This is a genomic window from Streptococcus sp. 2342 (assembly GCF_013276795.1).
Lineage (GTDB): Bacteria > Bacillota > Bacilli > Lactobacillales > Streptococcaceae > Streptococcus.
Genome location: NZ_VMLR01000003.1, coordinates 466,604 through 488,054 on the forward strand (window position 1 = coordinate 466,604; position 21,451 = coordinate 488,054).

Consider the following 21,451-nt stretch of genomic DNA (forward strand, 5'->3'; position numbering starts at 1 on the left):
AAGCTAGAGGTAAAAAAGATGAAACTAAATCGTGTAGTAGTAACAGGTTATGGAGTGACATCTCCAATCGGAAATACACCAGAAGAATTTTGGAATAGTTTGACAACTGGAAAAATCGGAATTGGTCAAATAACAAAATTTGATCACAGTGACTTTGATGTGCATAATGCGGCAGAAATCCAAGATTTTCCTTTTGATAAATACTTTGTAAAAAAAGATACCAACCGTTTTGATAACTATTCTTTATATGCCTTGTATGCAGCTCAAGAGGCTGTTAATCATGCAGGTCTTGATGTAGAGACTCTTGACAAGGATCGTTTTGGTGTTATTGTGGCCTCTGGTATTGGTGGAATCAAGGAAATTGAAGATCAAGTGCTTCGTCTCAACGAAAAAGGACCAAAACGTGTGAAACCATTGACCCTTCCAAAAGCCTTGCCAAATATGGCTTCAGGAAATGTTGCTATGCGTTTTGGAGCAAACGGTGTTTGTAAATCCATCAATACTGCCTGCGCTTCATCAAATGATGCGATTGGGGATGCCTTCCGCTCAATTAAATTTGGTTTCCAAGATGTTATGTTGGTAGGTGGTTCAGAAGCTTCTATTACACCTTTTGCTATTGCTGGTTTCCAAGCCTTGACAGCTCTCTCTACTACAGAGGATCCAGCTCGTGCTTCTATCCCATTTGATAAGGACAGAAATGGTTTTGTCATGGGAGAAGGTTCAGGGATGTTGGTTCTTGAAAGTCTTGAACACGCGGAAAAACGTGGGGCTACTATCCTTGCTGAAGTGGTTGGTTACGGAAATACTTGTGATGCCTACCACATGACTTCACCACATCCAGAAGGTCAGGGAGCTATCAAGGCCATCAAACTAGCCTTGGAAGAAGCTGAGATTTCTCCAGAGCAAGTAGCCTATGTCAATGCTCACGGAACGTCAACTCCTGCTAATGAAAAAGGAGAAAGTGGTGCGATCGTAGCTGTTCTTGGTAAGGAAGTGCCTGTATCATCAACCAAGTCTTTCACAGGACATTTGCTGGGTGCTGCAGGTGCAGTAGAAGCTATTGTCACCATCGAGGCTATGCGTCATAACTTTGTACCAATGACAGCTGGAACAAGTGAAGTATCAGATTATATCGAAGCCAATGTCGTTTATGGACAAGGCTTGGAGCAAGAAATTCCATACGCTATTTCAAATACTTTTGGTTTTGGTGGCCACAATGCAGTTCTTGCTTTCAAACGTTGGGAGAATGAATAAGTATGAATTTAAACGATATTAAAGACTTGATGGCCCAATTTGACCAATCAAGTTTGAGAGAATTTTCTTATAAAAATGGGACGGATGAGTTGCAGTTTAGCAAGAATGAAGCGAGACTGGTGTCTGAAGCTGCATCTCAAGTTGCTCCAGCACCCGTTCTAGCAACACCGAGTCCAGTGGCACCTACATCTGCTCCAGAAGAAACTGTAGTGGAAGCAACTTCGGCGCCAGCTGAAACAAATGTGGCTGCTGAGGGAGATCTTGTAGAGAGCCCACTTGTTGGGGTAGCTTACTTGGCTGCTGGTCCAGATAAACCTGCCTTTGTAACAGTTGGTGATAGTGTTAAAAAAGGTCAAACATTGGTAATTATCGAAGCCATGAAAGTCATGAATGAAATTCCTGCACCTAAGGATGGTGTGGTAACAGAAATTCTCGTTTCTAACGAAGAAATGGTTGAGTTTGGTAAAGGATTGGTACGAATCAAATGATCGATATTCAAGGAATCAAAGAAGCCCTTCCCCACCGTTATCCTATGCTCCTAGTGGACCGTGTCTTGGAAGTGAGCGAGGACACCATTGTTGCCATCAAAAATGTGACCATCAATGAGCCCTTCTTTAACGGCCATTTTCCTCAATACCCAGTTATGCCAGGTGTTCTGATTATGGAAGCCTTGGCGCAAACAGCTGGTGTTTTGGAGTTGTCAAAACCTGAAAATAAGGGGAAACTGGTCTTTTACGCTGGTATGGACAAGGTTAAGTTCAAGAAGCAAGTTGTACCTGGTGACCAATTGGTTATGACAGCAACGTTTGTAAAACGTCGCGGTACAATTGCTGTGGTTGAAGCAAAGGCTGAAGTGGATGGCAAGCTTGCAGCCAGTGGTACTCTTACCTTTGCAATAGGGAACTAAGGAGGTTCTCCATGTTTCGAAAAATTTTAATTGCCAATCGTGGTGAAATTGCGGTTCGTATTATCCGTGCGGCGCGTGAATTGGGGATTGCGACGGTGGCGGTTTATTCAACTGCTGATAAGGAAGCCCTTCATACTCTTTTAGCAGATGAAGCAGTTTGTATCGGTCCTGGCAAGGCAACAGAGTCTTATCTCAATATCAATGCGGTTCTATCAGCTGCAGTCTTGACTGAGGCAGAAGCCATTCACCCAGGTTTCGGATTTCTCAGTGAAAATTCCAAATTTGCTACCATGTGTGAAGAGGTGGGAATCAAGTTTATCGGTCCATCTGGTCATGTTATGGATATGATGGGGGATAAGATTAATGCGCGCGCTCAGATGATCAAAGCGGGCGTGCCTGTTATACCAGGTTCGGATGGAGAAGTGCATAACTCTGAGGAAGCTTTGATTGTTGCTGAAAAAATTGGCTATCCTGTTATGCTCAAGGCTTCAGCAGGTGGTGGTGGTAAAGGGATTCGTAAGGTTGAAAAACCAGAAGACCTCGTATCAGCCTTTGAAACTGCCTCTAGCGAAGCCAAGGCCAATTATGGCAATGGTGCCATGTACATAGAACGGGTCATCTATCCAGCTCGTCACATCGAGGTTCAAATCCTAGGAGATGAGCACGGGAATGTGATTCACTTGGGGGAACGGGATTGTTCTCTTCAACGGAATAATCAAAAGGTTTTGGAAGAAAGTCCTTCGATTGCAATCGGAAAAACGCTGCGCCATGAAATCGGTGCGGCTGCTGTTCGAGCTGCAGAGTCTGTTGGTTATGAAAATGCAGGGACCATTGAGTTTCTTCTTGATGAAGCCAGTGGTAAATTCTATTTTATGGAGATGAATACTCGTGTACAAGTAGAACATCCAGTAACAGAATTTGTTTCAGGTGTGGATATCGTTAAGGAACAGATTCGCATTGCGGCAGGTCAGCCTCTGTCTGTTAAGCAAGAAGATATTGTCCTACGCGGTCATGCCATCGAGTGTCGTATCAATGCAGAAAATCCAGCCTTCAACTTTGCTCCTAGTCCAGGTAAGATTACCAATCTCCATCTGCCAAGTGGTGGAGTTGGCTTGCGCGTGGATTCAGCAGTTTATCCAGGCTATACCATTCCACCTTATTATGATAGTATGATTGCTAAAATCATCGTTCACGGTGAAAATCGTTTTGATGCCTTGATGAAAATGCAACGTGCCCTCTATGAATTAGAGATTGAAGGGGTGCAGACCAATGCAGATTTCCAGCTTGACCTCATTTCAGATCGCAATGTCATTGCTGGAGATTATGATACTTCCTTCTTGATGGAAACCTTTTTACCCAAATATCAAGAAAAAGAATAAAATGACTTCAAGAGTTTAAACCGAAAAGGGGAATCAATGGCTCTATTTAGTAAAAAAGATAAGTATATTCGAATCAATCCCAATCGTTCGGTTAGGGAAAAACCTCAAGCCAAGCCAGAGGTTCCAGATGAATTATTCTCCCAGTGTCCAGGCTGTAAGCATACCATTTATCAGAAGGATCTGGGAAGTGAGCGTATCTGTCCGCACTGTAGTTACACATTTCGTATTTCTGCCCAAGAACGCTTGGCTTTGACGATTGATATGGGAACCTTCAAGGAATTGTTTACAGGGATTGAAAGCAAGGATCCCTTACATTTCCCTGGTTACCAAAAGAAACTAGCAACCATGCGTGAAAAAACAGGTCTAGATGAAGCCGTTGTGACTGGAACAGCTCTTATTAAAGGTCAGACTGTGGCTCTTGGGATTATGGATTCCAACTTTATCATGGCTTCTATGGGGACGGTTGTAGGTGAAAAAATTACTCGTCTGTTTGAGTATGCGACTGTCGAACAATTGCCAGTTGTTCTCTTCACAGCTTCTGGTGGCGCCCGTATGCAGGAAGGAATCATGAGTCTCATGCAGATGGCCAAGATTTCTGCAGCGGTTAAACGCCATTCAAATGCAGGTCTCTTTTATCTGACCATTTTGACAGATCCAACGACAGGTGGTGTGACAGCTTCTTTCGCTATGGAAGGCGATATCATTCTGGCTGAACCACAGAGTTTGGTTGGTTTTGCTGGACGTCGTGTCATTGAAAATACGGTTCGTGAAAGTTTGCCTGAGGATTTCCAAAAGGCAGAATTTCTATTGGAGCATGGCTTTGTGGATGCTATTGTCAAAAGAAGAGACTTGCCAGATACCATTGCAAGCCTAGTCAGATTGCATGGAGGGAGTCCTAGATGAATATTGCAAAAATAGTCAGAGAAGCGCGTGAGCAGAGTCGCTTGACAACCTTGGACTTTGCAACAAGCATTTTTGATGACTTTATCCAATTACACGGTGACCGTTCTTTTCGTGATGATGGAGCAGTTGTTGGTGGCATCGGCTGGCTTGGGGACCAAGCTGTAACAGTGGTTGGTATCCAAAAAGGTAAGAGTTTGCAAGACAACCTCAAACGGAATTTTGGCCAACCGCATCCAGAAGGCTATCGTAAGGCCCTGCGTTTGATGAAACAGGCTGAAAAGTTTGGTCGTCCAGTAGTGACCTTTATCAATACTGCAGGTGCCTATCCTGGTGTGGGGGCGGAAGAACGTGGACAGGGAGAAGCTATCGCTCGCAATCTCATGGAAATGAGTGACCTGAAAGTTCCGATTATCGCCATCATTATCGGTGAAGGTGGTTCGGGTGGGGCTCTGGCTCTAGCCGTTGCGGACCGTGTTTGGATGCTGGAAAATTCTATCTATGCTATTCTCAGTCCAGAAGGTTTTGCTTCTATTTTATGGAAAGACGGCAGTCGTGCCATGGAAGCGGCAGAACTGATGAAAATCACTTCGCATGAACTGTTAGAAATGGATGTGGTGGATAAGGTGATTTCTGAAGCAGGGTTTTCTAGTAAAGAACTGATTAAGAGTGTCAAGAAAGAACTTCAAACTGAGCTAGCTATACTTTTACAAAAACCGTTAGAAGCGTTGTTGGAAGAGCGTTACCAACGATTTAGAAAATACTAATACCTCAGAATACATAAAAACTAGAACTGGCAGTCAGTTCTAGTTTTTATGTGTTTCTTACTCTGTATCAAGGACGAAGTAAAAGGTGCTTGGAAGACCAAACACCTTTTCGATTATTCATTTTCTTCAGTTACAAATTGACTAAGCAGTCCATTGATAAAACGGGCTGATTTTTGATCTGAAAAATTCTTAGCAAGTTCAATAGCTTCATTGACTGCTACCAGCTGAGGTGTATCAAATGATGTGATTTCAAAGATACCTAAGCGTAGTAAGTTTTTTTCGACCAAAGTCAAGCGTTCAACTGTCCAGCCTGACTTGAGGTGCTGGTTGATTTGTTTATCCAACTCGTCTTTTTGAGCTTGAACGCCAGAAACCAAGTTCAGAAGAAAGGCAGGGATTTGCACATCTGCATCTTCACGGTCATGCGTGTAGGCAAAGTGACAAGCTGTTTCCATATCTGTGCCGAATTCAAGGCTCATGAGAGCTTGAAAAGCGCATTTACGAAGTTCGCGTCTAGATTCTAATAATGGGCTAGTCATTGAGGAAGTCCTCGTTAAATAGATCTTTCAACTCTGGTTTAGGTGTTTTGTCTGGAACAATTCCTGTAACATGGATATTGACAGCAGAAAGTTCCACATCAGCCATATCATGGACAGCATCTTTGACCGCTTTTTGAATAGCAAGAGCAACTTTTGGTACTTTCACACCGTACTCAAGATAGAGGTAGATGTCAGCAGTTAGTTCTTCGTTGCTTTCTTTTAAGTAGACGCCACGACCAAGAGAGAGTTTTGATAGGGTATCAGATACGGATTTATTTGAAAATGAATGGACACCATCAACTTTAGCAGTTGCGATAGCAATGATTTTTTCAAGTACACGTGGAGCGATAACGATTTCGCCAAATTGTTCTTCAATTCCCATAGAATGACCTCTTTCTAGAGATTAGGCACGAGAAACGTAAGTTCCTTCTGCAGTGTTGATGATCAATTTTTGTCCAGCTTCGATGAAGTCAGGAACGTTGACAACAAGTCCAGTTTCCATAGTCGCTGGTTTACCAGAACCTGTAACAGTAGCACCTTTGATAGATGGTTGTGTTTCAGCAACTGTCAATTCAACAGTAGTTGGTACAGTTACACCGATTACTTCAGTTCCGTAGAATTGGATTTTCACATCAGAGTTTTCAAGGATGTAAAGCAATTCATTTTCAACGTTTACGACTGGGATTTCGTATTGGTCGTAAGTTTCAGTGTTCATGAAGTAGGCAGTTTCATCCATTTTGTATAAGTATTGAGCTGGGACAGTCTCGATAATAGCTTGTTCGAATTTTTCTTCTGGACGGTAGCTTGTGTCAAATGTAGAACCAGTACGGACATCACGCAATTTCATACGCATGATCGTGTTTCCTTTACCTGGTTTGTGGTGGCTAGCTTCCAAAACGCGGATCAATTTTCCGTCTGCAGTTTCAAATGTCATACCAGCTTTCAATTTGCTTGCTTCAATCATGTTTTTACCTCTTTAATAAATATTATTACTCTTCATTTTACCATAAAATCTTCTGGAAATAAAGCCAAAATAGTTACTGGGATTTGGTAGGGGAGAAAAAAACCAACCTCAGGGCTGGTTTCTTTTATATATTACTCTTCTTTCAACTTTGCCAATTCTTGGGCAAGGAGTTTAAGGGCGACTTGTGGGTTGGCTTGTCCTTTGGTTGCTTTCATAAGGAAGCCTGTGAAGGCCTTATCTGCGTTACGTTTACCTGACTTGAAGTCGGCAACAGCGGCTTCGTTATCGGCAAAGACTTGGTGGATGATTGGAATCAAGACAGCTGGATCTGAGATTTGAACCATGCCTGCTTTTTCCACATATTCACGCGCACCGCCGCCATTTTTAGCCAGGTGGACAAAGACTTTCTTGGTCGTAGCTGAGCTCTTCAAGAAGGATATGGGATTGAGGCTAATGAGAAGATAGATTTCTTAATTTGAATGATTATTAAACTATATTATACCTTTAAAAATCATCTAAGATATACTTGTCGTTATTTACTAGTAGTTATCTTCTTTATGGAATGATGTTCAATGAGCCATCCTACAATCCACCCCGTCGCTAGCAAGTAATTTTCGAAAGCACCGATAGCATTTACAGGAGAATGATACTCCATAAAATTGACTAAGTGATTTGTTCCTATTCCAATCCCACCGAAGATGAGAGCGAGAAGCACGATTCGTAGATAGAACCAATCGTACTTAATATTGACACCGAGAATAAGAATCAATACAGCTAGGTTCCATATTCCAATTTCTCGTTGCCAACCAGCAGAGATTCCGTACCCGGAGTGACTCCCCATGTATGATGGAAAGAAAATTTGTAGTATAGAAGCGCCTAACATAGCGATGATGACTAAAACAAATAGCAATCGTAAAAATTTGTTCATTTTTTCTTCTTTCTAAAGTACTAAAGTAGAAAAAGGTATATAAAAAGTCTGCTATTAATCTTCTTTCAATTTCGCCAATTCTTGGGCAAGGAGTTTAAGGGCAACTTGTGGGTTGGCTTGTCCTTTGGTTGCTTTCATAAGGAAGCCTGTGAAGGCCTTGTCTGCGTTACGTTTGCCTGACTTGAAGTCGGCAACAGCAGCTTCGTTATTGGCGAATACTTGGTGGATGATTGGAATCAGAATATCTGGATCTGAGATTTGAACCATGCCTGCTTTTTCCACGTATTCACGCGCTCCACCGCCGTTTTTAGCCAGGTGGACAAAGACTTTCTTGGCAATCTTAGAAGAAATAGTACCGTCTTCGATGATGGCAATCATTTCAACCAAGTTTTCTGGTGTCAATTCGATTTGTTCCAGTGTCTTGCCTTCGGCATTCAAGAACTGAGCGACTTCCCCTTGGAGCCAGTTAGAGACTTGTTTGGCATCGCCACCGAGGGTAACAGCTTTTTCAAAGAAGTCAGAAGTGACTTTGTTTGCCGTCAACTGACTAGCATCATAGTCTGACAAGTCAAGGTCAGATACATAACGCGCACGGCGTTCTTTTGGAAACTCTGGCAACTCAGTTCGCATTTCCTCAATCCACTCGTCTGAGATTTCAAAGATTGGTAGGTCTGGCTCTGGGAAGTAGCGGTAGTCTGCAGCTCCTTCCTTGACACGCATGAGGATGGTTGCCTTGTTAGCTTCATCGTAACGGCGTGTTTCTTGACGGATTTGACCCCCTGAGCGAAGGATTTCAGCTTGACGTTGGACTTCGTATTCAAGACCTTTACGAACGTTTGAGAAGGAGTTGAGGTTCTTCAACTCTGTCTTGGTACCGAATTTCTCTTGACCATAAGGGCGAAGGGAGATATTGGCATCCACACGCATAGAACCCTCTTCCATCTTAACGTCAGAAATACCAGCGTACTGGATAACCTCCTTGAGAGCTGTTAGATAAGCATAGGCTTCTTCAGGAGAACGCATGTCAGCTTCAGATACAATCTCAATCAATGGCACCCCTTGGCGGTTGAGGTCAACATAAGAGTAACCATCTGTACCGTGGGTGTTTTTACCAGCATCTTCTTCTAGGTGGGCACGTTCGATACCGATTTTCTTGGTGGTACCGTCTTCTAGCTCAACTTCAATCCAGCCCTTATAACCGATTGGCTCATCAAACTGAGAAATTTGGTAGGCTTTTGGATTATCAGGGTAGAAGTAGTTCTTGCGGTCAAAGTGCATCTTTTTGTGGATGTCCATGTTGAGGGCAAGAGCAGCCTTGATACCGGCATCGACAACACCTTTATTAAGAACTGGCAGAACTCCTGGGAAAGACCAGTCAATCACGTTAGTGTTGGCATTTTGGTCATTTCCAAAGTGGGCAGAAGTAGGTGAGAAGATTTTTGAATTGGTGTTGAGCTCTACGTGGACTTCAAGTCCAATGACTGTTTCAAAGTTCATTAGTTATCACCTCCAAAAATCACGGGTTGTTGTTTGTGGTAGTCTGTTGTCGCCTCAAAAGCAGCAGCAGCTTGGTAAATGGTTTCCTCAGAGTACTTAGGACCGATCAATTGGAGACCGACAGGCAGACCTTGAGAGAATCCAGCAGGAATAGAAATTCCAGGCAGTCCTGCCAAGTTTACAGGTATGGTCAAGAGGTCAGCCAAGTACATAGCAACTGGGTCGTGGTTGAGTGAATCCAAGTCATAGGCAACACTAGGAGCAGTTGGGCCCAAAATCAAGTCGTAATCCGCGAAGACTTTTTCGAAATCTTGGATGATGAGGGTACGGACCTGACCAGCCTTCTTATAGTAGGCGTCATAGTAACCTGATGAAAGACTGAATGTACCAAGCATGATACGGCGTTTAACCTCTTCACCGAAACCTTGGCTACGGCTGTTTACATAGATTTCATCAAGGTTGGTTGCATCTTCTGCGCGGTAGCCGTAACGGATACCGTCAAAACGTTGCAAGTTTGATGAAGCTTCAGATGAAGCAATGATGTAGTAGACGGCAACACCGTATTTTGAGTGAGGTAGACTCACTTCTTCAACAATAGCACCAAGTTTTTCAAAGTGTTTGGCTGCGTTCAGAATGGTTCCCTTAACCTCTGGGTCAATTCCTTCACCAAGGTATTCCTTAGGCAAAGCAATTTTCATGCCCTTGATGTCTTGGCCGATTTTTGAAGTAAAATCGGCAATGCGGACAGGAGCAGAAGTAGAGTCTTTGGCATCTTCGCTTGCAATAGCATTGAGCAAGAAGGCATTTTCCTTAACAGTCGGAGCGAAAGGTCCAATCTGGTCTAATGAACTACCAAAGGCAATGAGACCGAAACGTGAAACTGTTCCGTAGGTTGGTTTGAGACCGACGATCCCATTGAAGGCAGCAGGTTGGCGGATAGATCCACCAGTATCAGAACCAAGTGACAAGCGGACTTGTCCTGAGGCTACAGCTGCAGCAGAACCACTTGATGATCCACCAGGGACCTTGCTGTGGTCCCAAGCATTTTTAGTTGCTCCGTAGTGAGAAGTCTCACCAGAACCACCCATGGCAAACTCGTCCATGTTGGTTTTACCTACGACAACCATGCCTTTAGCCTTTGCATTGGCAACCGCAGTCGCATCAAAGATTGGCTCGTAGTTGTAGAGCATTTTGGAGGCTGCAGTTGTGAGAATACCGTCTGTAGAGATGTTATCCTTAACAGCCAATGGAATTCCTGAAAGGACATTATCAGCATCGATTCCAGCTTCATCAATGGCTTTAGCTTGAGCAAGAGCTTGGTCTTCAGCGATGGTGACGAAAGCGTTGATAGCTGTCTCGCGAGACTTGATATCTTCAAGCGTAGCTTGGGTCAATTCAGTTGCAGAAATTTCCTTAGAGACAAGGAGATTGTGCAAGTCTTCAATGGTTTTATTGTTGAAAGTCATTAGGCATCTCCTCCATCGTCTAGGATAGCTGGTACCTTGATATAGTAGTTGTCTTTTTCAGGTACGTTTTTAAACAGGCGATCGCGGTCTGTTCCTTCTTCGGCCACATCAGGGCGGAGTACGGTTTTACGGTCAGCCATGGTCGTAGTAGGTGCAACACCAGTTGTGTCAACTTCGCCCAGCAATTCAACCATGTCTACAATCTTAGATAAGGTAGTCGCAAAGGCAGCAGTTTCTTCTTCAGAGAATCTTAATTTTGAAAGATTGGCAACGTGTGTTACCTCTTCTTGCGTAATTTTCATCTTGCATCCTTTCGTGAAATGATGATTTTTAGTCTGTTCTATTTTACCATATTTTCCTATAAATAAGGGAAGGAAAGATGAAAAAAGACAGGTATAGGATGGAGAACGGATTCTGATGATGATTTATTTGAAAAGCGGATTTCAAAGGGGAAAATATATGGTACAATAGTTTAACAGAGAAGTGAAGACGGTGGTTACAAAATCGAAAGGATGGTGATGCTTATGTGCAGAACCTGTAAAATCTTAGTAGAAAGGAGTAACCAGATTTGTCCCCTTTTGAGGCTTTGACACTCATGTTTGTAGCTGGTAACTTTGTTATCACGCTCCTAAGGTTCATCCTTGAATTGGTAAAAGAGACAAAAAAATAGCCGTCCTAACTTTGGCGAGTTAACGAGCTATTTTTTAGTTATGTAATTACAGCCACCGTCTTAAACGGCTCTGTGGGGTGTTGTTGTCGCAACACCTTTTTCTATATTTATTGTAACATTTATTTGAAAAATTGCAAGGGGAATTGTTCTACTTTAGCAGTGTCTGATATAAAATAGAAATTGAAAAAAATGCTAAAATCCGATATAATGGAGTGTTGAAAGGAATGGTAAAATCCAATGTAGAAATCATTCTTAGCTATTGAAACAAGAAAAATAGAGAATCAAAGAAAGAGAACTTATGAATATTCAAGAAGAAATTAAGAAACGTCGTACCTTTGCCATCATCTCCCACCCGGACGCGGGGAAAACAACTATCACTGAGCAGTTGCTCTACTTTGGGGGCGAGATTCGTGAGGCTGGTACCGTAAAAGGAAAGAAAACAGGGACTTTTGCCAAGTCTGACTGGATGGATATCGAGAAGCAACGCGGGATTTCGGTGACTTCATCTGTTATGCAGTTTGACTACGATGGTAAGCGCGTCAACATCCTAGACACCCCAGGGCACGAGGACTTTTCAGAAGATACCTATCGTACCTTGATGGCGGTGGATGCTGCTGTTATGGTCGTGGACTCTGCCAAGGGTATCGAGGCTCAGACTAAGAAATTGTTTGAGGTTGTGAAACACCGTGGCATTCCGGTCTTCACCTTTATGAACAAGCTAGACCGTGATGGACGTGAGCCACTGGACCTCTTGCAAGAATTAGAAGAAGTACTAGGCATTGCGAGTTACCCGATGAACTGGCCAATCGGGATGGGGAAAGCCTTCGAGGGGCTCTATGACCTCTATAACCAACGCTTGGAGCTCTATAAAGGGGATGAGCGTTTTGCTAGTTTAGAAGATGGGGACAAGCTTTTTGGCAGCAACCCTTTCTACGAGCAAGTCAAGGATGATATTGAACTTTTAAATGAAGCTGGGAATGAGTTTTCAGAGGAAGCTATTCTGGCTGGAGAATTGACACCAGTCTTCTTCGGTTCAGCTTTGACAAACTTTGGTGTGCAAACATTCCTTGAAACTTTTCTCAAGTTTGCTCCAGAGCCACATGGACATAAGAAAACAGACGGAGAAATTGTTGATCCTTACGATAAGGACTTCTCAGGATTTGTCTTTAAAATCCAAGCCAACATGGACCCTCGACACCGTGACCGTATTGCCTTTGTACGTATCGTATCGGGTGAATTTGAACGTGGCATGAGTGTCAACTTGCCTCGTACTGGTAAGGGTGCTAAACTGTCTAATGTTACCCAGTTTATGGCTGAAAGTCGTGAGAATGTGACCAATGCCGTGGCAGGAGATATCATCGGGGTTTACGATACAGGAACTTATCAGGTTGGGGATACATTGACAGTTGGAAAAAACAAATTTGAATTTGAACCACTGCCAACCTTCACTCCTGAAATTTTTATGAAAGTTTCTGCTAAGAATGTCATGAAGCAGAAATCCTTCCACAAGGGGATTGAGCAACTGGTGCAAGAAGGTGCTATTCAGCTTTATAAGAATTACCAAACAGGCGAGTACATGCTGGGAGCTGTTGGTCAACTCCAGTTTGAAGTCTTTAAACACCGCATGGAAGGCGAGTACAATGCGGAAGTAGTCATGAGCCCAATGGGTAAAAAGACCGTTCGTTGGATCAAGCCTGAGGACTTGGATGAACGAATGTCATCAAGTCGAAATATCTTGGCTAAAGACCGTTTTGACCAACCAGTCTTCCTCTTTGAAAATGACTTTGCCCTCCGCTGGTTTGCGGATAAGTATCCAGACGTAGAGTTGGAAGAGAAGATGTGACTCAGTACCAACAATTGGAACTAAAGTTCCTAATTGTTGGACGCTAGTCGCTATTTGGCGAACTAGCTAACTGCCTCACTAACTGAGTTTTACAAATGGAATCGATTTGTAAAACTCAGTGTCGTAATCTAATAATAGGTAACCGCTATGGCGGCTTACCTAAACGCTTCACTAGGAAAAATCCACGAATGGTATCGATTCGTGGACTTTTCCGTCGTAGATAGAAAAGGGTAACTGCCTTACTAACTCCGTTTGCAAATAGACTCGATTTGCAAAACTTCGTGTAGTGGATAAAAATACTGCAAAGTTTGCAGTATTTTATCTCAGCATTCTATAAACAGATGTTGAATATTAAGCCTTATTTATTTTATTATTAACCTTTATGGTAATAACTTACAAATAAAAGAAAACTTCAGATATTCACCTTTTGTGATTGGTCTGAAGTTTTCTTTTTTACTGTCCATATTTTTGGTAAAAGTCAACTTTTACTTGGATGAAGGTTTTGGCCTCGCGTAGGAGTTGAAGAAGGGTGGCGCGGGTTTCAAATTCTTCTCTTGTCTTGGGTAGACTACGGTTCCGGAAGACTTCCAGATAGCGTTCAATTTCATCTAGCAAATCAGAAGCAGGATTGGTCTGGCTCAGTTGAGCTGCAATTTTTGAAAAGAGTTGGGCCAAAATCAGGCTCTCACTGGCAGCTAGGTGACAGGTGTTGATGTGCTGGGCCATGTTTCGCAGGATACGACTTTGTCGCTGTCTCATCTCAAAGTAGTGGATATGGTAATCAGTCTGGTGAAAGAGGTGGTCAGAGTGATCCAAATAGACCAGTCTGAGGGCTTCTTCCAAAAGGGTGTCCAATTCTTCAACTAACTGTGCTCGGTTGCGTCCATCCCCTCTGGATAAATAATATTTGAAGCGCTGGAGAATATCTTTTAACTTTTCTTCTACCAATGTGTGGTAGTGATGAATTTCCTCTTCTCGTGAAGGCATGTAGAGATTAACCAGTAAGGCAAATCCTGTACCGATAGCAAAGAGAAGGAATTCATTGACTAGGAGGTCTGGAGAGGTTGACTCTTGCACCAAGAGATGGCTAACCAAAACGCTACTTGGTGTGATGCCAATTTCCCAGCCCATCTTGTAGGCTAGAGGCACATAGAGGGCTAGATAGAGGCCGAGGCTCCAGATATGAAATCCGCTCAAGTGAAAAGCCAGAACTCCGATAACCAAAGCTAGAAGCATGGAAAAGAGGCGATTTCGGGCCAGTTTTAAGGTACTTCTACGGGTATCGGATAGGCTCAAGAGGGCGATGATTCCAGCCGAGACAGCTGAGGAGAGATTGAGAAAGTAAGCAAGAAGGCAGGCAAGACAGGTAGCTAAGATGAGCTTGATCGTACGTTGGCTAATAGACATAAGAATTTCCTGATAATACTCAATGAAAATCAAAGAGCAAACTAGGAAGCTAGCCGTAGGCAGTACTTGAGTACGGCAAGGCGAAGCTGACGTGGTTTGAATTTGATTTTCGAAGAGTATAAGTTAGAATAAAAGAGCAAAAGACAAAACCTGAGCAGGCTTGCCTTTATGAGTTATTTTTTACGGGCTGCTGCGTATTCGGCAACGGCAGTAAAGAGGACATCTGTAGAAGAGTTAAGGGCTGTTTCACATGAGTCTTGGATGACCCCAATGACAAATCCAACTCCGACAACTTGCATGGCAATATCGTTAGAAATACCGAAAAGGCTACAAGCAACTGGGATAAGAAGGAGGGAACCTCCGGCAATACCAGAAGCACCACAGGCTGAGATTGCTGCTACTACACTGAGGACAAAGGCTGTCGCAAAGTCAACAGGGATTCCCAAAGTATTTACTGCAGCAAGGGTTAGAACGTTAATGGTAATCGCTGCCCCGGCCATATTGATAGTAGATCCAAGTGGGATAGAAACTGAATAGGTATCTGGATCTAGTCCAAGGTCATGGCATAGTTTCATGTTGACAGGGATGTTAGCCGCAGAACTACGAGTGAAGAAGGCTGTCACACCGCTGACACGCAAACATTTCCAAACGAGGGGATAAGGGTTTCTCTTCATAAAGAGGAAGGCAATCAATGGATTGACAACCAGAGCGACAAAGAACATAGTTGTCACCAAGAGGCCAAGCAAGATTCCGTAGTTAGCTAGGCTTCCGATTCCCTTATCAGAGATGGTTTTGAAGACAAGACCAAGGATACCAAATGGAGCTAGGTTGATGATCCATTCGACAATCTTAGAAGTCACATCAGCCATGGTTTTCAGCAATTCTTTACTGTTTTTGCTGGCCTCTCTCATAGCAATCCCGAAAACAACTGCCCAAGATAAGATACCGATGTAGTTAGCAGTAACGAGGGCATTGACTGGATTGTCAACCAGTTTGAGCAAGAGATTGCTAAGGACCTGGCCAATTCCATCTGGTGGTGCGATTTCTGTATTGGCACTATTTAAGGTAATCTCAACAGGGACAATGAAGCTTGCTAGGACAGCAACAAGTGCCGCTGCAAAGGTTCCTACCAAGTAAAGGAAGATAACAGTTTTCATGTTGCTATCTTGTCCCTTTTGATGTTGGGAAAGGGCGTTAGCAACGAGGGCAAAGACTAGAATCGGTGCGATGGCTTTTAGACCGCCAACAAAGAGATCTCCGAGCAGGCCAATTCCTGAAATGTTAGGAAGTGTCAGTCCTAGGATACCTCCACAAAGCATACCAATCAAAATTCGTTTGATCAGGCTTGCCTTATTCCAAGCATGAATGATTTTTTTCATAACAATCTCCTTTGTTGTGTAATGTTTATGATTATAGTATAAATATGAGCTAAAATCAAGAATTTTCTGTCTATTTTGGCTATTATTTTTGAATATTTATGGAGATTCATCACTTGTGAAAGTATGGTATAATAAATGAAAGGAGTTTTCTATGCAAGAATTTTTTCAAACCTATCTCAATAAGCTTGATATAACAACGATTATTGAGAATATCTTAACCAAGTTAATTTCTCTGTTATTTCTATTTTTGCTATTCTATATAGCTAAGAAACTACTTCATACCATGGTGCAGAGAATTGTTAAACCTTCTTTAAAAATGTCTCGCCACGATGTCGGGCGTCAGAAAACCATCTCACGTTTATTAGAGAATGTGTTTAATTATACCCTCTATTTCTTTTTACTTTACTGTATCTTGTCTATTTTGGGCTTGCCAGTCTCTAGTTTGCTGGCAGGGGCTGGGATTGCTGGGGTGGCTATTGGAATGGGAGCCCAAGGCTTTCTATCTGATGTCATCAATGGCTTTTTCATCCTCTTTGAACGTCAACTGGATGTGGGAGATGAGGTCGTTTTGACAAATGGTCCTATTACCGTATCGGGCAAGGTTGTCAGTGTCGGCATTCGAACAACGCAACTCAGAGGAGAAGATCAGGTTCTGCACTTCGTTCCCAATCGGAATATCACCGTCGTCAGCAATTTCTCACGCACAGACTAGACCTGTTATTTTAAGTAATTTGTGGTACAATAGAAAGAGTTTAATAAAGGAGAAAAGATGGTTTTAGAAAAGCAGTTGGGCAATGGTTGTACCTGGATAGACCTTGATGTGGATAAGATTAAAAATATGGAAGATCTTTCTGACATCTATGGATTGGACAAGGAAACCATTGAGTATGCTCTGGATAGAAATGAACGAGCTCATATGGATTATAACCGTGAAACGGAGACGGTAACCTTTATTTATAATGTTCTTGATTTAGAAAAAGACAAAGAATATTATGAAGCGATTCCCATGACCTTTATCGTCGAAAGACAACGAATGATTACCATCAGCAACCATAAGAATGCTTATGTCATTGATCAGATGTCAGCTTATCTGGATAGCCATGAGTCGCTTTCTATTTACAAGTTTCTCTTTGCTGGTTTAGAGATTATCAGTAACGCTTATTATCCTGTCATTGAAGAGATGGATAAAAGTAAGGACGAAATTAGTGCCTTGCTACGTCAAACTACAACAAAGAAAAATCTCTTCGCTCTCTCTGACTTGGAGACTGGTATGGTTTACTTGACAGCAGCAGCAAAACAAAATCGACTCCTCTTGGAACATATCCAGGGCCATGCTCTTTATCGGAGATTTAATGATGTCGAACGAGAGCAGTTTGATGATGCCATGATTGAAGCCCATCAGTTGGTGTCTATGACAGACTTGATTTCTCAAGTCTTGCAACAACTCTCAGCTTCTTACAACAACATCCTAAACAATAACTTGAATGATAGTTTGTCAATTTTGACTATTATCTCCGTCTTACTAGCAGTACTTGCGGTTATTACAGGTTTCTTCGGAATGAATGTTCCTCTACCATTTACAGAAGAGCCAAATGCTTGGATTTATATCTTAATGGCTAGCTTGATTTTATGGGCAGCCTTATCTCAATGGATGAAGAAAATTACTAGAAATTAAAAAGAAAAGGAGCCAGAATGGCGATTGAAAACTACATGCCAGATTTTGCTGTGGAAGCAGTTTATGATCTGACAGTTCCAAGCCTGCAGGCGCAGGGAATCAAGGCTGTTTTGGTCGATTTGGACAATACCCTCATTGCTTGGAACAACCCTGATGGGACGCCAGAGATGAAACAATGGCTACATGATCTTCGGGACGCGGGCATTCGCATTATCGTAGTCTCAAATAACACTAAGAAACGCGTCCAAAGAGCAGTTGAGAAGTTTGAAATTGATTACATTTATTGGGCCTTGAAGCCCTTCACATTTGGGATTGATCGTGCTATGAAGGAATTCCACTATGAGAAAAGTGAAGTGGTCATGGTCGGCGACCAGCTTATGACCGATATTCGAGCAGCCCACCGTGCTGGTATTCGCTCGATTTTAGTCAAACCCTTGGTCCAACATGACTCAATCAAAACGCAGATTAACCGAGCTCGTGAGCGCCGTGTTATGAAGCAAATAACGGAAAAGTACGGACCGATTACATATAAAAAAGGAATTTAACTATGGAAGAAATTCTCTGTATTGGTTGTGGAGCAACCATTCAGACGACAGACAAGGCTGGTCTTGGATTTACTCCCCAGTCGGCACTTGAAAAAGGTTTGGATACTGGCGAAGTCTATTGCCAACGCTGTTTCCGTCTCCGCCACTACAATGAAATCACGGATGTTCAGTTGACGGACGATGATTTCCTCAAGCTCTTGCACGAGGTGGGAGACAGTGATGCCTTGGTGGTAAATGTCATTGATATCTTTGATTTTAATGGCTCTGTCATTCCAGGTTTGTCACGCTTTGTATCGGGCAATGATGTCCTCTTGGTAGGAAATAAAAAAGATATTCTGCCCAAGTCTGTTAAACCAGGCAAGATTAGCCAGTGGCTCATGGAACGTGCCCATGAAGAAGGGCTTCGTCCTGTTGATGTCGTCCTAACTTCAGCTCAAAACAAACATGCCATTAAGGAAGTCATTGACAAAATCGAGCATTACCGTAAGGGCCGCGATGTATATGTCGTTGGTGTAACCAACGTTGGAAAATCAACTCTAATCAATGCCATTATCCAAGAAATCACGGGTGATCAGAATGTCATTACGACTTCGCGCTTCCCAGGGACAACATTGGATAAAATCGAGATCCCGCTTGACGACGGATCTTATATCTACGATACGCCGGGGATTATCCACCGCCACCAGATGGCCCACTACTTGACGGCCAAAAACCTCAAGTATGTCAGCCCCAAAAAGGAAATCAAGCCTAAAACCTATCAGCTTAATCCTGAACAAACCCTGTTTCTAGGCGGTCTAGGACGCTTTGACTTCATTGCAGGTGAGAAGCAAGGATTCACAGCTTTCTTTGACAACGAACTCAAATTGCATCGTACCAAGTTAGAAGGCGCTAGTGCTTTCTACGACAAGCATCTCGGAACTCTTCTAACTCCACCAAATAGCAAGGAAAAAGAAGATTTTCCAAAGTTGGTCCAACATGTCTTTAATATCAAGGAAAAGACAGACCTAGTCATCTCTGGACTCGGCTGGATCCGCGTAACAGGAACCGCAAAAGTCGCCGTCTGGGCACCAGAAGGCGTCGCCGTCGTCATACGAAAAGCAATTATTTAAACACAGAAAGGAAAGGGTTATCTGAATTCGGGCGAGCAGGGCGAGCCTATAGAGAATACTTTTCGCCGTGGTGTCAGTTGGTACAAGTGATTGTATCAACTGCGGAAAATTTGAGACCTTAGGCTCAAATTTTAGTCATGAAAGTCCGAAGGACTTTGCTGACGTCCGTCACCACTTCAGAAAAGTATAAAAAGAAACTCTTTTAAAGAAATTATGTCATTAACATCAAAACAACGTGCCTTCCTCAATAGCCAGGCACACACCCTCAAACCGATCATCCAAATCGGAAAAAATGGACTGAATGACCAAATCAAAACCAGCGTCCGTCAGGCACTTGACGCCCGTGAATTGATTAAAGTAACGCTCTTACAAAATACTGATGAAAACATCCACGAAGTAGCTGAAATCTTAGAAGAAGAAATCGGTGTGGATACAGTCCAAAAAATCGGACGAATCTTGATTTTGTTTAAACAGTCTAGCAAGAAAGAGAATCGCAAGATTTCTAAAAAAGTCAAAGAAATCTAAAAACCTACTCCCAATAACTGTTTTTACAGAGAAATAAAGGAGACTAGCCTATGGCAATCGAATTATTGACTCCCTTTACCAAGGTAGAGTTGGAGCCAGAAATCAAGGAGAAAAAACGCAAACAAGTCGGGGTTTTAGGGGGGAATTTTAACCCTGTTCACAATGCCCATCTGATCGTTGCGGACCAAGTACGGCAACAGTTGGGGCTGGACCAGGTTCTGCTCATGCCTGAATACCAACCTCCTCACGTAGATAAAAAAGAAACCATCCCTGAACACCATCGTCTCAAGATGCTTGAATTGGCGATTAAGGGGATTGAAGGGCTAGCCATTGAAACAATCGAGCTAGAGCGCAAGGGTATTTCTTACACCTACGACACCATGAAGCTTCTAACTGAGAAGAATCCAGATACGGATTATTACTTTATTATCGGTGCCGACATGGTGGACTATCTGCCTAAGTGGTACCGAATTGATGAACTGGTTGATATGGTTCAGTTTGTGGGGGTTCAGCGCCCGCGCTACAAGGCTGGAACTTCCTATCCAGTTATCTGGGTGGATGTGCCTCTCATGGATATCTCATCCAGCATGGTGCGGGACTTCATTGCTCAAGGTCGGAAACCCAACTTTCTCCTACCACAGCCGGTGCTAGGCTACATCGAGAAAGAGGGACTCTACTGATGGCCTATCAAGACTATATCAACTGCTCTCGCGATGTTTTGTTGGAAAAAATGGCAGAGCTTCTGCCTGAAAAGCGCTTAACCCATTGCTTGGGTGTGGAGCGTGCAGCCATAGAACTAGCCCAACGATTTGGAGTAGATGTCGAGAAAGCAGGACTAGCAGGCCTTCTTCATGACTACGCTAAAAAGCTGTCAGATCAGGAATTTCTAGACTTGATTGACCGTTATCAGCTGGATCCTGATCTCAAAAACTGGGGCAATAATGTCTGGCATGGTATGGTTGGCATCTACAAGATTCAGGAAGATTTGAATTTGCATGATTCGGAAATCCTGAGAGCTATTGAAATCCATACAGTTGGGGCTGGTCAGATGACAGACCTAGATAAGGTTATCTACGTCGCAGACTATATCGAACACAATCGGGCCTTTCCAGGTGTGGATGTGGCGCGTGAAATTGCTGAGCTATCGCTCAATAAGGCGGTGGCCTACGAAACAGCTCATACCGTGGAGCATCTAGCTCATCAGGGATTTCCCATTTATCCCCAAACCCTTGAAACCTATAACGCCTTTGTGCACTATTTGAAAGAGGACTAAATGAACGAAAAAGAATTACTAGAACTAGTCGTGAAAGCGGCTGATGAGAAACGTGCGGAGGATATCCTCGCACTTGACGTACAAGAATTGACCAGCGTGACGGACTATTTTGTTATCACTAGTTCAATGAATAGCCGCCAGTTGGATGCTATCGCTGATAATATCCGTGAAAAAGTAGCGGAAGCAGGATTTAAAGGCAGCCATATCGAAGGCGATGCAGCTGGAGGATGGGTCTTGCTGGACCTCGGTGCTGTCGTTGTGCATATCTTCTCAGAAGAAATGCGTGCCCACTATAACCTAGAAAAACTATGGCATGAGGCGCATTCTGTAGATTTATCTGAAACTTTATAGTCTTTTCCTTTATCTTTTATTACGGCGTTAACTCGTTTTGCCTAACTCCAGTTATGCCTGCAACTCGTTGCCT

26 protein-coding genes are annotated in these 21,451 nt (G+C 43.0%); 16 read left to right on the top strand and 10 right to left on the bottom strand.

Annotation, left to right across the window (positions count from 1 at the left end; translation table 11 throughout):
- Positions 1–18 precede the first annotated feature (18 nt).
- From fabF to HT689_RS04790, 6 genes are read left to right on the top strand one after another with little or no spacing between them, the layout of a single operon-like run.
- Positions 19–1,254, top strand: coding sequence for a beta-ketoacyl-ACP synthase II (gene fabF, locus HT689_RS04765; RefSeq protein WP_173226337.1), 1,236 nt, complete (start codon positions 19–21; stop codon positions 1,252–1,254).
- Between the two features lie 2 nt (positions 1,255–1,256).
- Complete coding sequence (gene accB / locus HT689_RS04770) at positions 1,257–1,742, top strand: acetyl-CoA carboxylase biotin carboxyl carrier protein (RefSeq protein WP_173226339.1); 486 nt, start codon at positions 1,257–1,259, stop codon at positions 1,740–1,742.
- Positions 1,739–2,161, top strand: coding sequence for a 3-hydroxyacyl-ACP dehydratase FabZ (gene fabZ / locus HT689_RS04775; RefSeq protein ID WP_000565515.1), 423 nt, complete (start codon positions 1,739–1,741; stop codon positions 2,159–2,161). Before accB ends, fabZ begins: the two co-directional genes overlap by 4 nt.
- Positions 2,162–2,172: 11 nt before the next feature.
- Positions 2,173–3,540: an acetyl-CoA carboxylase biotin carboxylase subunit gene (gene accC / locus HT689_RS04780; protein WP_033682255.1), complete on the top strand. Its 1,368-nt coding sequence runs from the start codon at positions 2,173–2,175 to the stop codon at positions 3,538–3,540.
- A gap of 36 nt (positions 3,541–3,576) precedes the next feature.
- Complete coding sequence (gene accD, locus HT689_RS04785; protein ID WP_049522033.1) at positions 3,577–4,443, top strand: acetyl-CoA carboxylase, carboxyltransferase subunit beta; 867 nt, start codon at positions 3,577–3,579, stop codon at positions 4,441–4,443.
- Positions 4,440–5,207 (top strand): acetyl-CoA carboxylase carboxyl transferase subunit alpha, encoded by a 768-nt coding sequence (locus HT689_RS04790; RefSeq protein WP_020902991.1) that lies wholly within the window; start codon positions 4,440–4,442, stop codon positions 5,205–5,207. The genes accD and HT689_RS04790 overlap by 4 nt, the downstream gene beginning before the upstream one ends.
- A 113-nt stretch (positions 5,208–5,320) precedes the next feature.
- On the opposite strand, the gene nusB is transcribed toward HT689_RS04790, so the two are convergent.
- The 8 genes from nusB to gatC all read right to left on the bottom strand — a co-directional run bounded on the left by nusB (position 5,321) and on the right by gatC (position 10,903).
- Positions 5,321–5,746 (bottom strand): transcription antitermination factor NusB, encoded by a 426-nt coding sequence (nusB, locus tag HT689_RS04795; protein WP_000203638.1) that lies wholly within the window; start codon positions 5,744–5,746, stop codon positions 5,321–5,323.
- A complete protein-coding gene (locus HT689_RS04800) occupies positions 5,739–6,128 on the bottom strand; it encodes an Asp23/Gls24 family envelope stress response protein (protein ID WP_023938546.1) in 390 nt (129 codons plus the stop codon). The genes nusB and HT689_RS04800 overlap by 8 nt, the downstream gene beginning before the upstream one ends.
- 21 nt (positions 6,129–6,149) lie before the next feature.
- Positions 6,150–6,710 (bottom strand): elongation factor P, encoded by a 561-nt coding sequence (efp, locus tag HT689_RS04805; protein WP_000568643.1) that lies wholly within the window; start codon positions 6,708–6,710, stop codon positions 6,150–6,152.
- Between the two features lie 131 nt (positions 6,711–6,841).
- Positions 6,842–7,177 carry a glutamyl-tRNA amidotransferase gene (locus HT689_RS04810; RefSeq protein ID WP_261035052.1) on the bottom strand — a complete coding sequence of 112 codons (336 nt, stop codon included), beginning with the start codon at positions 7,175–7,177 and terminating at the stop codon, positions 6,842–6,844.
- A gap of 65 nt (positions 7,178–7,242) precedes the next feature.
- Positions 7,243–7,638 (bottom strand): hypothetical protein, encoded by a 396-nt coding sequence (locus HT689_RS04815; protein ID WP_024057454.1) that lies wholly within the window; start codon positions 7,636–7,638, stop codon positions 7,243–7,245.
- 54 nt (positions 7,639–7,692) lie between these two features.
- Complete coding sequence (gene gatB, locus HT689_RS04820) at positions 7,693–9,135, bottom strand: Asp-tRNA(Asn)/Glu-tRNA(Gln) amidotransferase subunit GatB (RefSeq protein ID WP_173280834.1); 1,443 nt, start codon at positions 9,133–9,135, stop codon at positions 7,693–7,695.
- A complete protein-coding gene (gatA, locus tag HT689_RS04825; protein WP_173280836.1) occupies positions 9,135–10,601 on the bottom strand; it encodes an Asp-tRNA(Asn)/Glu-tRNA(Gln) amidotransferase subunit GatA in 1,467 nt (488 codons plus the stop codon). Before gatA ends, gatB begins: the two co-directional genes overlap by 1 nt.
- Positions 10,601–10,903 carry an Asp-tRNA(Asn)/Glu-tRNA(Gln) amidotransferase subunit GatC gene (gatC, locus tag HT689_RS04830; RefSeq protein WP_000705419.1) on the bottom strand — a complete coding sequence of 101 codons (303 nt, stop codon included), beginning with the start codon at positions 10,901–10,903 and terminating at the stop codon, positions 10,601–10,603. The genes gatA and gatC overlap by 1 nt, the downstream gene beginning before the upstream one ends.
- A gap of 293 nt (positions 10,904–11,196) precedes the next feature.
- Between gatC and HT689_RS09725 the strand changes: the two genes are divergently transcribed.
- Both HT689_RS09725 and HT689_RS04835 read left to right on the top strand, forming a co-directional pair.
- A complete protein-coding gene (locus HT689_RS09725; RefSeq protein WP_229294538.1) occupies positions 11,197–11,271 on the top strand; it encodes a hypothetical protein in 75 nt (24 codons plus the stop codon).
- 298 nt (positions 11,272–11,569) lie between these two features.
- On the top strand, positions 11,570–13,114 hold the full coding sequence (locus HT689_RS04835; RefSeq protein WP_001025437.1) for a peptide chain release factor 3: 1,545 nt from the start codon (positions 11,570–11,572) through the stop codon (positions 13,112–13,114).
- 453 nt (positions 13,115–13,567) lie between these two features.
- Here the strand turns inward: HT689_RS04835 and HT689_RS04840 are convergent, their stop codons facing one another.
- Both HT689_RS04840 and sstT read right to left on the bottom strand, forming a co-directional pair.
- Positions 13,568–14,521 (bottom strand): aromatic acid exporter family protein, encoded by a 954-nt coding sequence (locus tag HT689_RS04840; protein WP_173280838.1) that lies wholly within the window; start codon positions 14,519–14,521, stop codon positions 13,568–13,570.
- A gap of 173 nt (positions 14,522–14,694) precedes the next feature.
- Complete coding sequence (gene sstT, locus HT689_RS04845; protein ID WP_173280840.1) at positions 14,695–15,900, bottom strand: serine/threonine transporter SstT; 1,206 nt, start codon at positions 15,898–15,900, stop codon at positions 14,695–14,697.
- Between the two features lie 151 nt (positions 15,901–16,051).
- On the opposite strand from sstT, the gene HT689_RS04850 reads away from it, so the two are divergent.
- The 8 genes from HT689_RS04850 (at position 16,052) to rsfS (ending at position 21,378) form a co-directional block, all read left to right on the top strand.
- Positions 16,052–16,612, top strand: a complete 561-nt coding sequence (locus HT689_RS04850) for a mechanosensitive ion channel domain-containing protein (protein ID WP_045604804.1) — start codon at positions 16,052–16,054, stop codon at positions 16,610–16,612.
- A 57-nt stretch (positions 16,613–16,669) separates the two neighbouring features.
- The gene (locus tag HT689_RS04855; protein ID WP_000242266.1) at positions 16,670–17,575 is read left to right on the top strand and encodes a magnesium transporter CorA family protein; all 906 of its coding nucleotides are present in this window, start codon (positions 16,670–16,672) and stop codon (positions 17,573–17,575) included.
- A gap of 17 nt (positions 17,576–17,592) precedes the next feature.
- The gene (locus HT689_RS04860) at positions 17,593–18,120 is read left to right on the top strand and encodes a YqeG family HAD IIIA-type phosphatase (RefSeq protein WP_173226865.1); all 528 of its coding nucleotides are present in this window, start codon (positions 17,593–17,595) and stop codon (positions 18,118–18,120) included.
- A 2-nt stretch (positions 18,121–18,122) separates the two neighbouring features.
- Positions 18,123–19,229 (top strand): ribosome biogenesis GTPase YqeH, encoded by a 1,107-nt coding sequence (gene yqeH / locus HT689_RS04865; RefSeq protein WP_173226863.1) that lies wholly within the window; start codon positions 18,123–18,125, stop codon positions 19,227–19,229.
- A 213-nt stretch (positions 19,230–19,442) separates the two neighbouring features.
- Complete coding sequence (gene yhbY / locus HT689_RS04870; RefSeq protein ID WP_000060169.1) at positions 19,443–19,754, top strand: ribosome assembly RNA-binding protein YhbY; 312 nt, start codon at positions 19,443–19,445, stop codon at positions 19,752–19,754.
- A gap of 50 nt (positions 19,755–19,804) precedes the next feature.
- Complete coding sequence (locus HT689_RS04875) at positions 19,805–20,434, top strand: nicotinate-nucleotide adenylyltransferase (protein ID WP_173226862.1); 630 nt, start codon at positions 19,805–19,807, stop codon at positions 20,432–20,434.
- A complete protein-coding gene (gene yqeK / locus HT689_RS04880) occupies positions 20,434–21,027 on the top strand; it encodes a bis(5'-nucleosyl)-tetraphosphatase (symmetrical) YqeK (RefSeq protein WP_173226860.1) in 594 nt (197 codons plus the stop codon). The genes HT689_RS04875 and yqeK overlap by 1 nt, the downstream gene beginning before the upstream one ends.
- A complete protein-coding gene (gene rsfS, locus HT689_RS04885) occupies positions 21,028–21,378 on the top strand; it encodes a ribosome silencing factor (RefSeq protein WP_173226859.1) in 351 nt (116 codons plus the stop codon).
- Positions 21,379–21,451: the final 73 nt, after the last annotated feature.

Coding starts and splice junctions, on each gene's coding strand:
- gatA (WP_173280836.1), bottom strand. CDS start 10,601: ATGACTTTCAACAATAAAACCATTGAAGACTTGCACAATCTCCTTGTC.
- gatC (WP_000705419.1), bottom strand. CDS start 10,903: ATGAAAATTACGCAAGAAGAGGTAACACACGTTGCCAATCTTTCAAAA.
- fabF (WP_173226337.1), top strand. CDS start 19: ATGAAACTAAATCGTGTAGTAGTAACAGGTTATGGAGTGACATCTCCA.
- gatB (WP_173280834.1), bottom strand. CDS start 9,135: ATGAACTTTGAAACAGTCATTGGACTTGAAGTCCACGTAGAGCTCAAC.
- sstT (WP_173280840.1), bottom strand. CDS start 15,900: ATGAAAAAAATCATTCATGCTTGGAATAAGGCAAGCCTGATCAAACGA.
- HT689_RS04860 (WP_173226865.1), top strand. CDS start 17,593: ATGGCGATTGAAAACTACATGCCAGATTTTGCTGTGGAAGCAGTTTAT.
- yqeH (WP_173226863.1), top strand. CDS start 18,123: ATGGAAGAAATTCTCTGTATTGGTTGTGGAGCAACCATTCAGACGACA.
- HT689_RS04855 (WP_000242266.1), top strand. CDS start 16,670: ATGGTTTTAGAAAAGCAGTTGGGCAATGGTTGTACCTGGATAGACCTT.
- HT689_RS04840 (WP_173280838.1), bottom strand. CDS start 14,521: ATGTCTATTAGCCAACGTACGATCAAGCTCATCTTAGCTACCTGTCTT.
- rsfS (WP_173226859.1), top strand. CDS start 21,028: ATGAACGAAAAAGAATTACTAGAACTAGTCGTGAAAGCGGCTGATGAG.
- accC (WP_033682255.1), top strand. CDS start 2,173: ATGTTTCGAAAAATTTTAATTGCCAATCGTGGTGAAATTGCGGTTCGT.
- HT689_RS04875 (WP_173226862.1), top strand. CDS start 19,805: ATGGCAATCGAATTATTGACTCCCTTTACCAAGGTAGAGTTGGAGCCA.
- HT689_RS04835 (WP_001025437.1), top strand. CDS start 11,570: ATGAATATTCAAGAAGAAATTAAGAAACGTCGTACCTTTGCCATCATC.
- HT689_RS04815 (WP_024057454.1), bottom strand. CDS start 7,638: ATGAACAAATTTTTACGATTGCTATTTGTTTTAGTCATCATCGCTATG.
- HT689_RS04800 (WP_023938546.1), bottom strand. CDS start 6,128: ATGGGAATTGAAGAACAATTTGGCGAAATCGTTATCGCTCCACGTGTA.
- nusB (WP_000203638.1), bottom strand. CDS start 5,746: ATGACTAGCCCATTATTAGAATCTAGACGCGAACTTCGTAAATGCGCT.
- accD (WP_049522033.1), top strand. CDS start 3,577: ATGGCTCTATTTAGTAAAAAAGATAAGTATATTCGAATCAATCCCAAT.
- HT689_RS04850 (WP_045604804.1), top strand. CDS start 16,052: ATGCAAGAATTTTTTCAAACCTATCTCAATAAGCTTGATATAACAACG.
- fabZ (WP_000565515.1), top strand. CDS start 1,739: ATGATCGATATTCAAGGAATCAAAGAAGCCCTTCCCCACCGTTATCCT.
- yhbY (WP_000060169.1), top strand. CDS start 19,443: ATGTCATTAACATCAAAACAACGTGCCTTCCTCAATAGCCAGGCACAC.
- efp (WP_000568643.1), bottom strand. CDS start 6,710: ATGATTGAAGCAAGCAAATTGAAAGCTGGTATGACATTTGAAACTGCA.
- HT689_RS04790 (WP_020902991.1), top strand. CDS start 4,440: ATGAATATTGCAAAAATAGTCAGAGAAGCGCGTGAGCAGAGTCGCTTG.
- yqeK (WP_173226860.1), top strand. CDS start 20,434: ATGGCCTATCAAGACTATATCAACTGCTCTCGCGATGTTTTGTTGGAA.
- accB (WP_173226339.1), top strand. CDS start 1,257: ATGAATTTAAACGATATTAAAGACTTGATGGCCCAATTTGACCAATCA.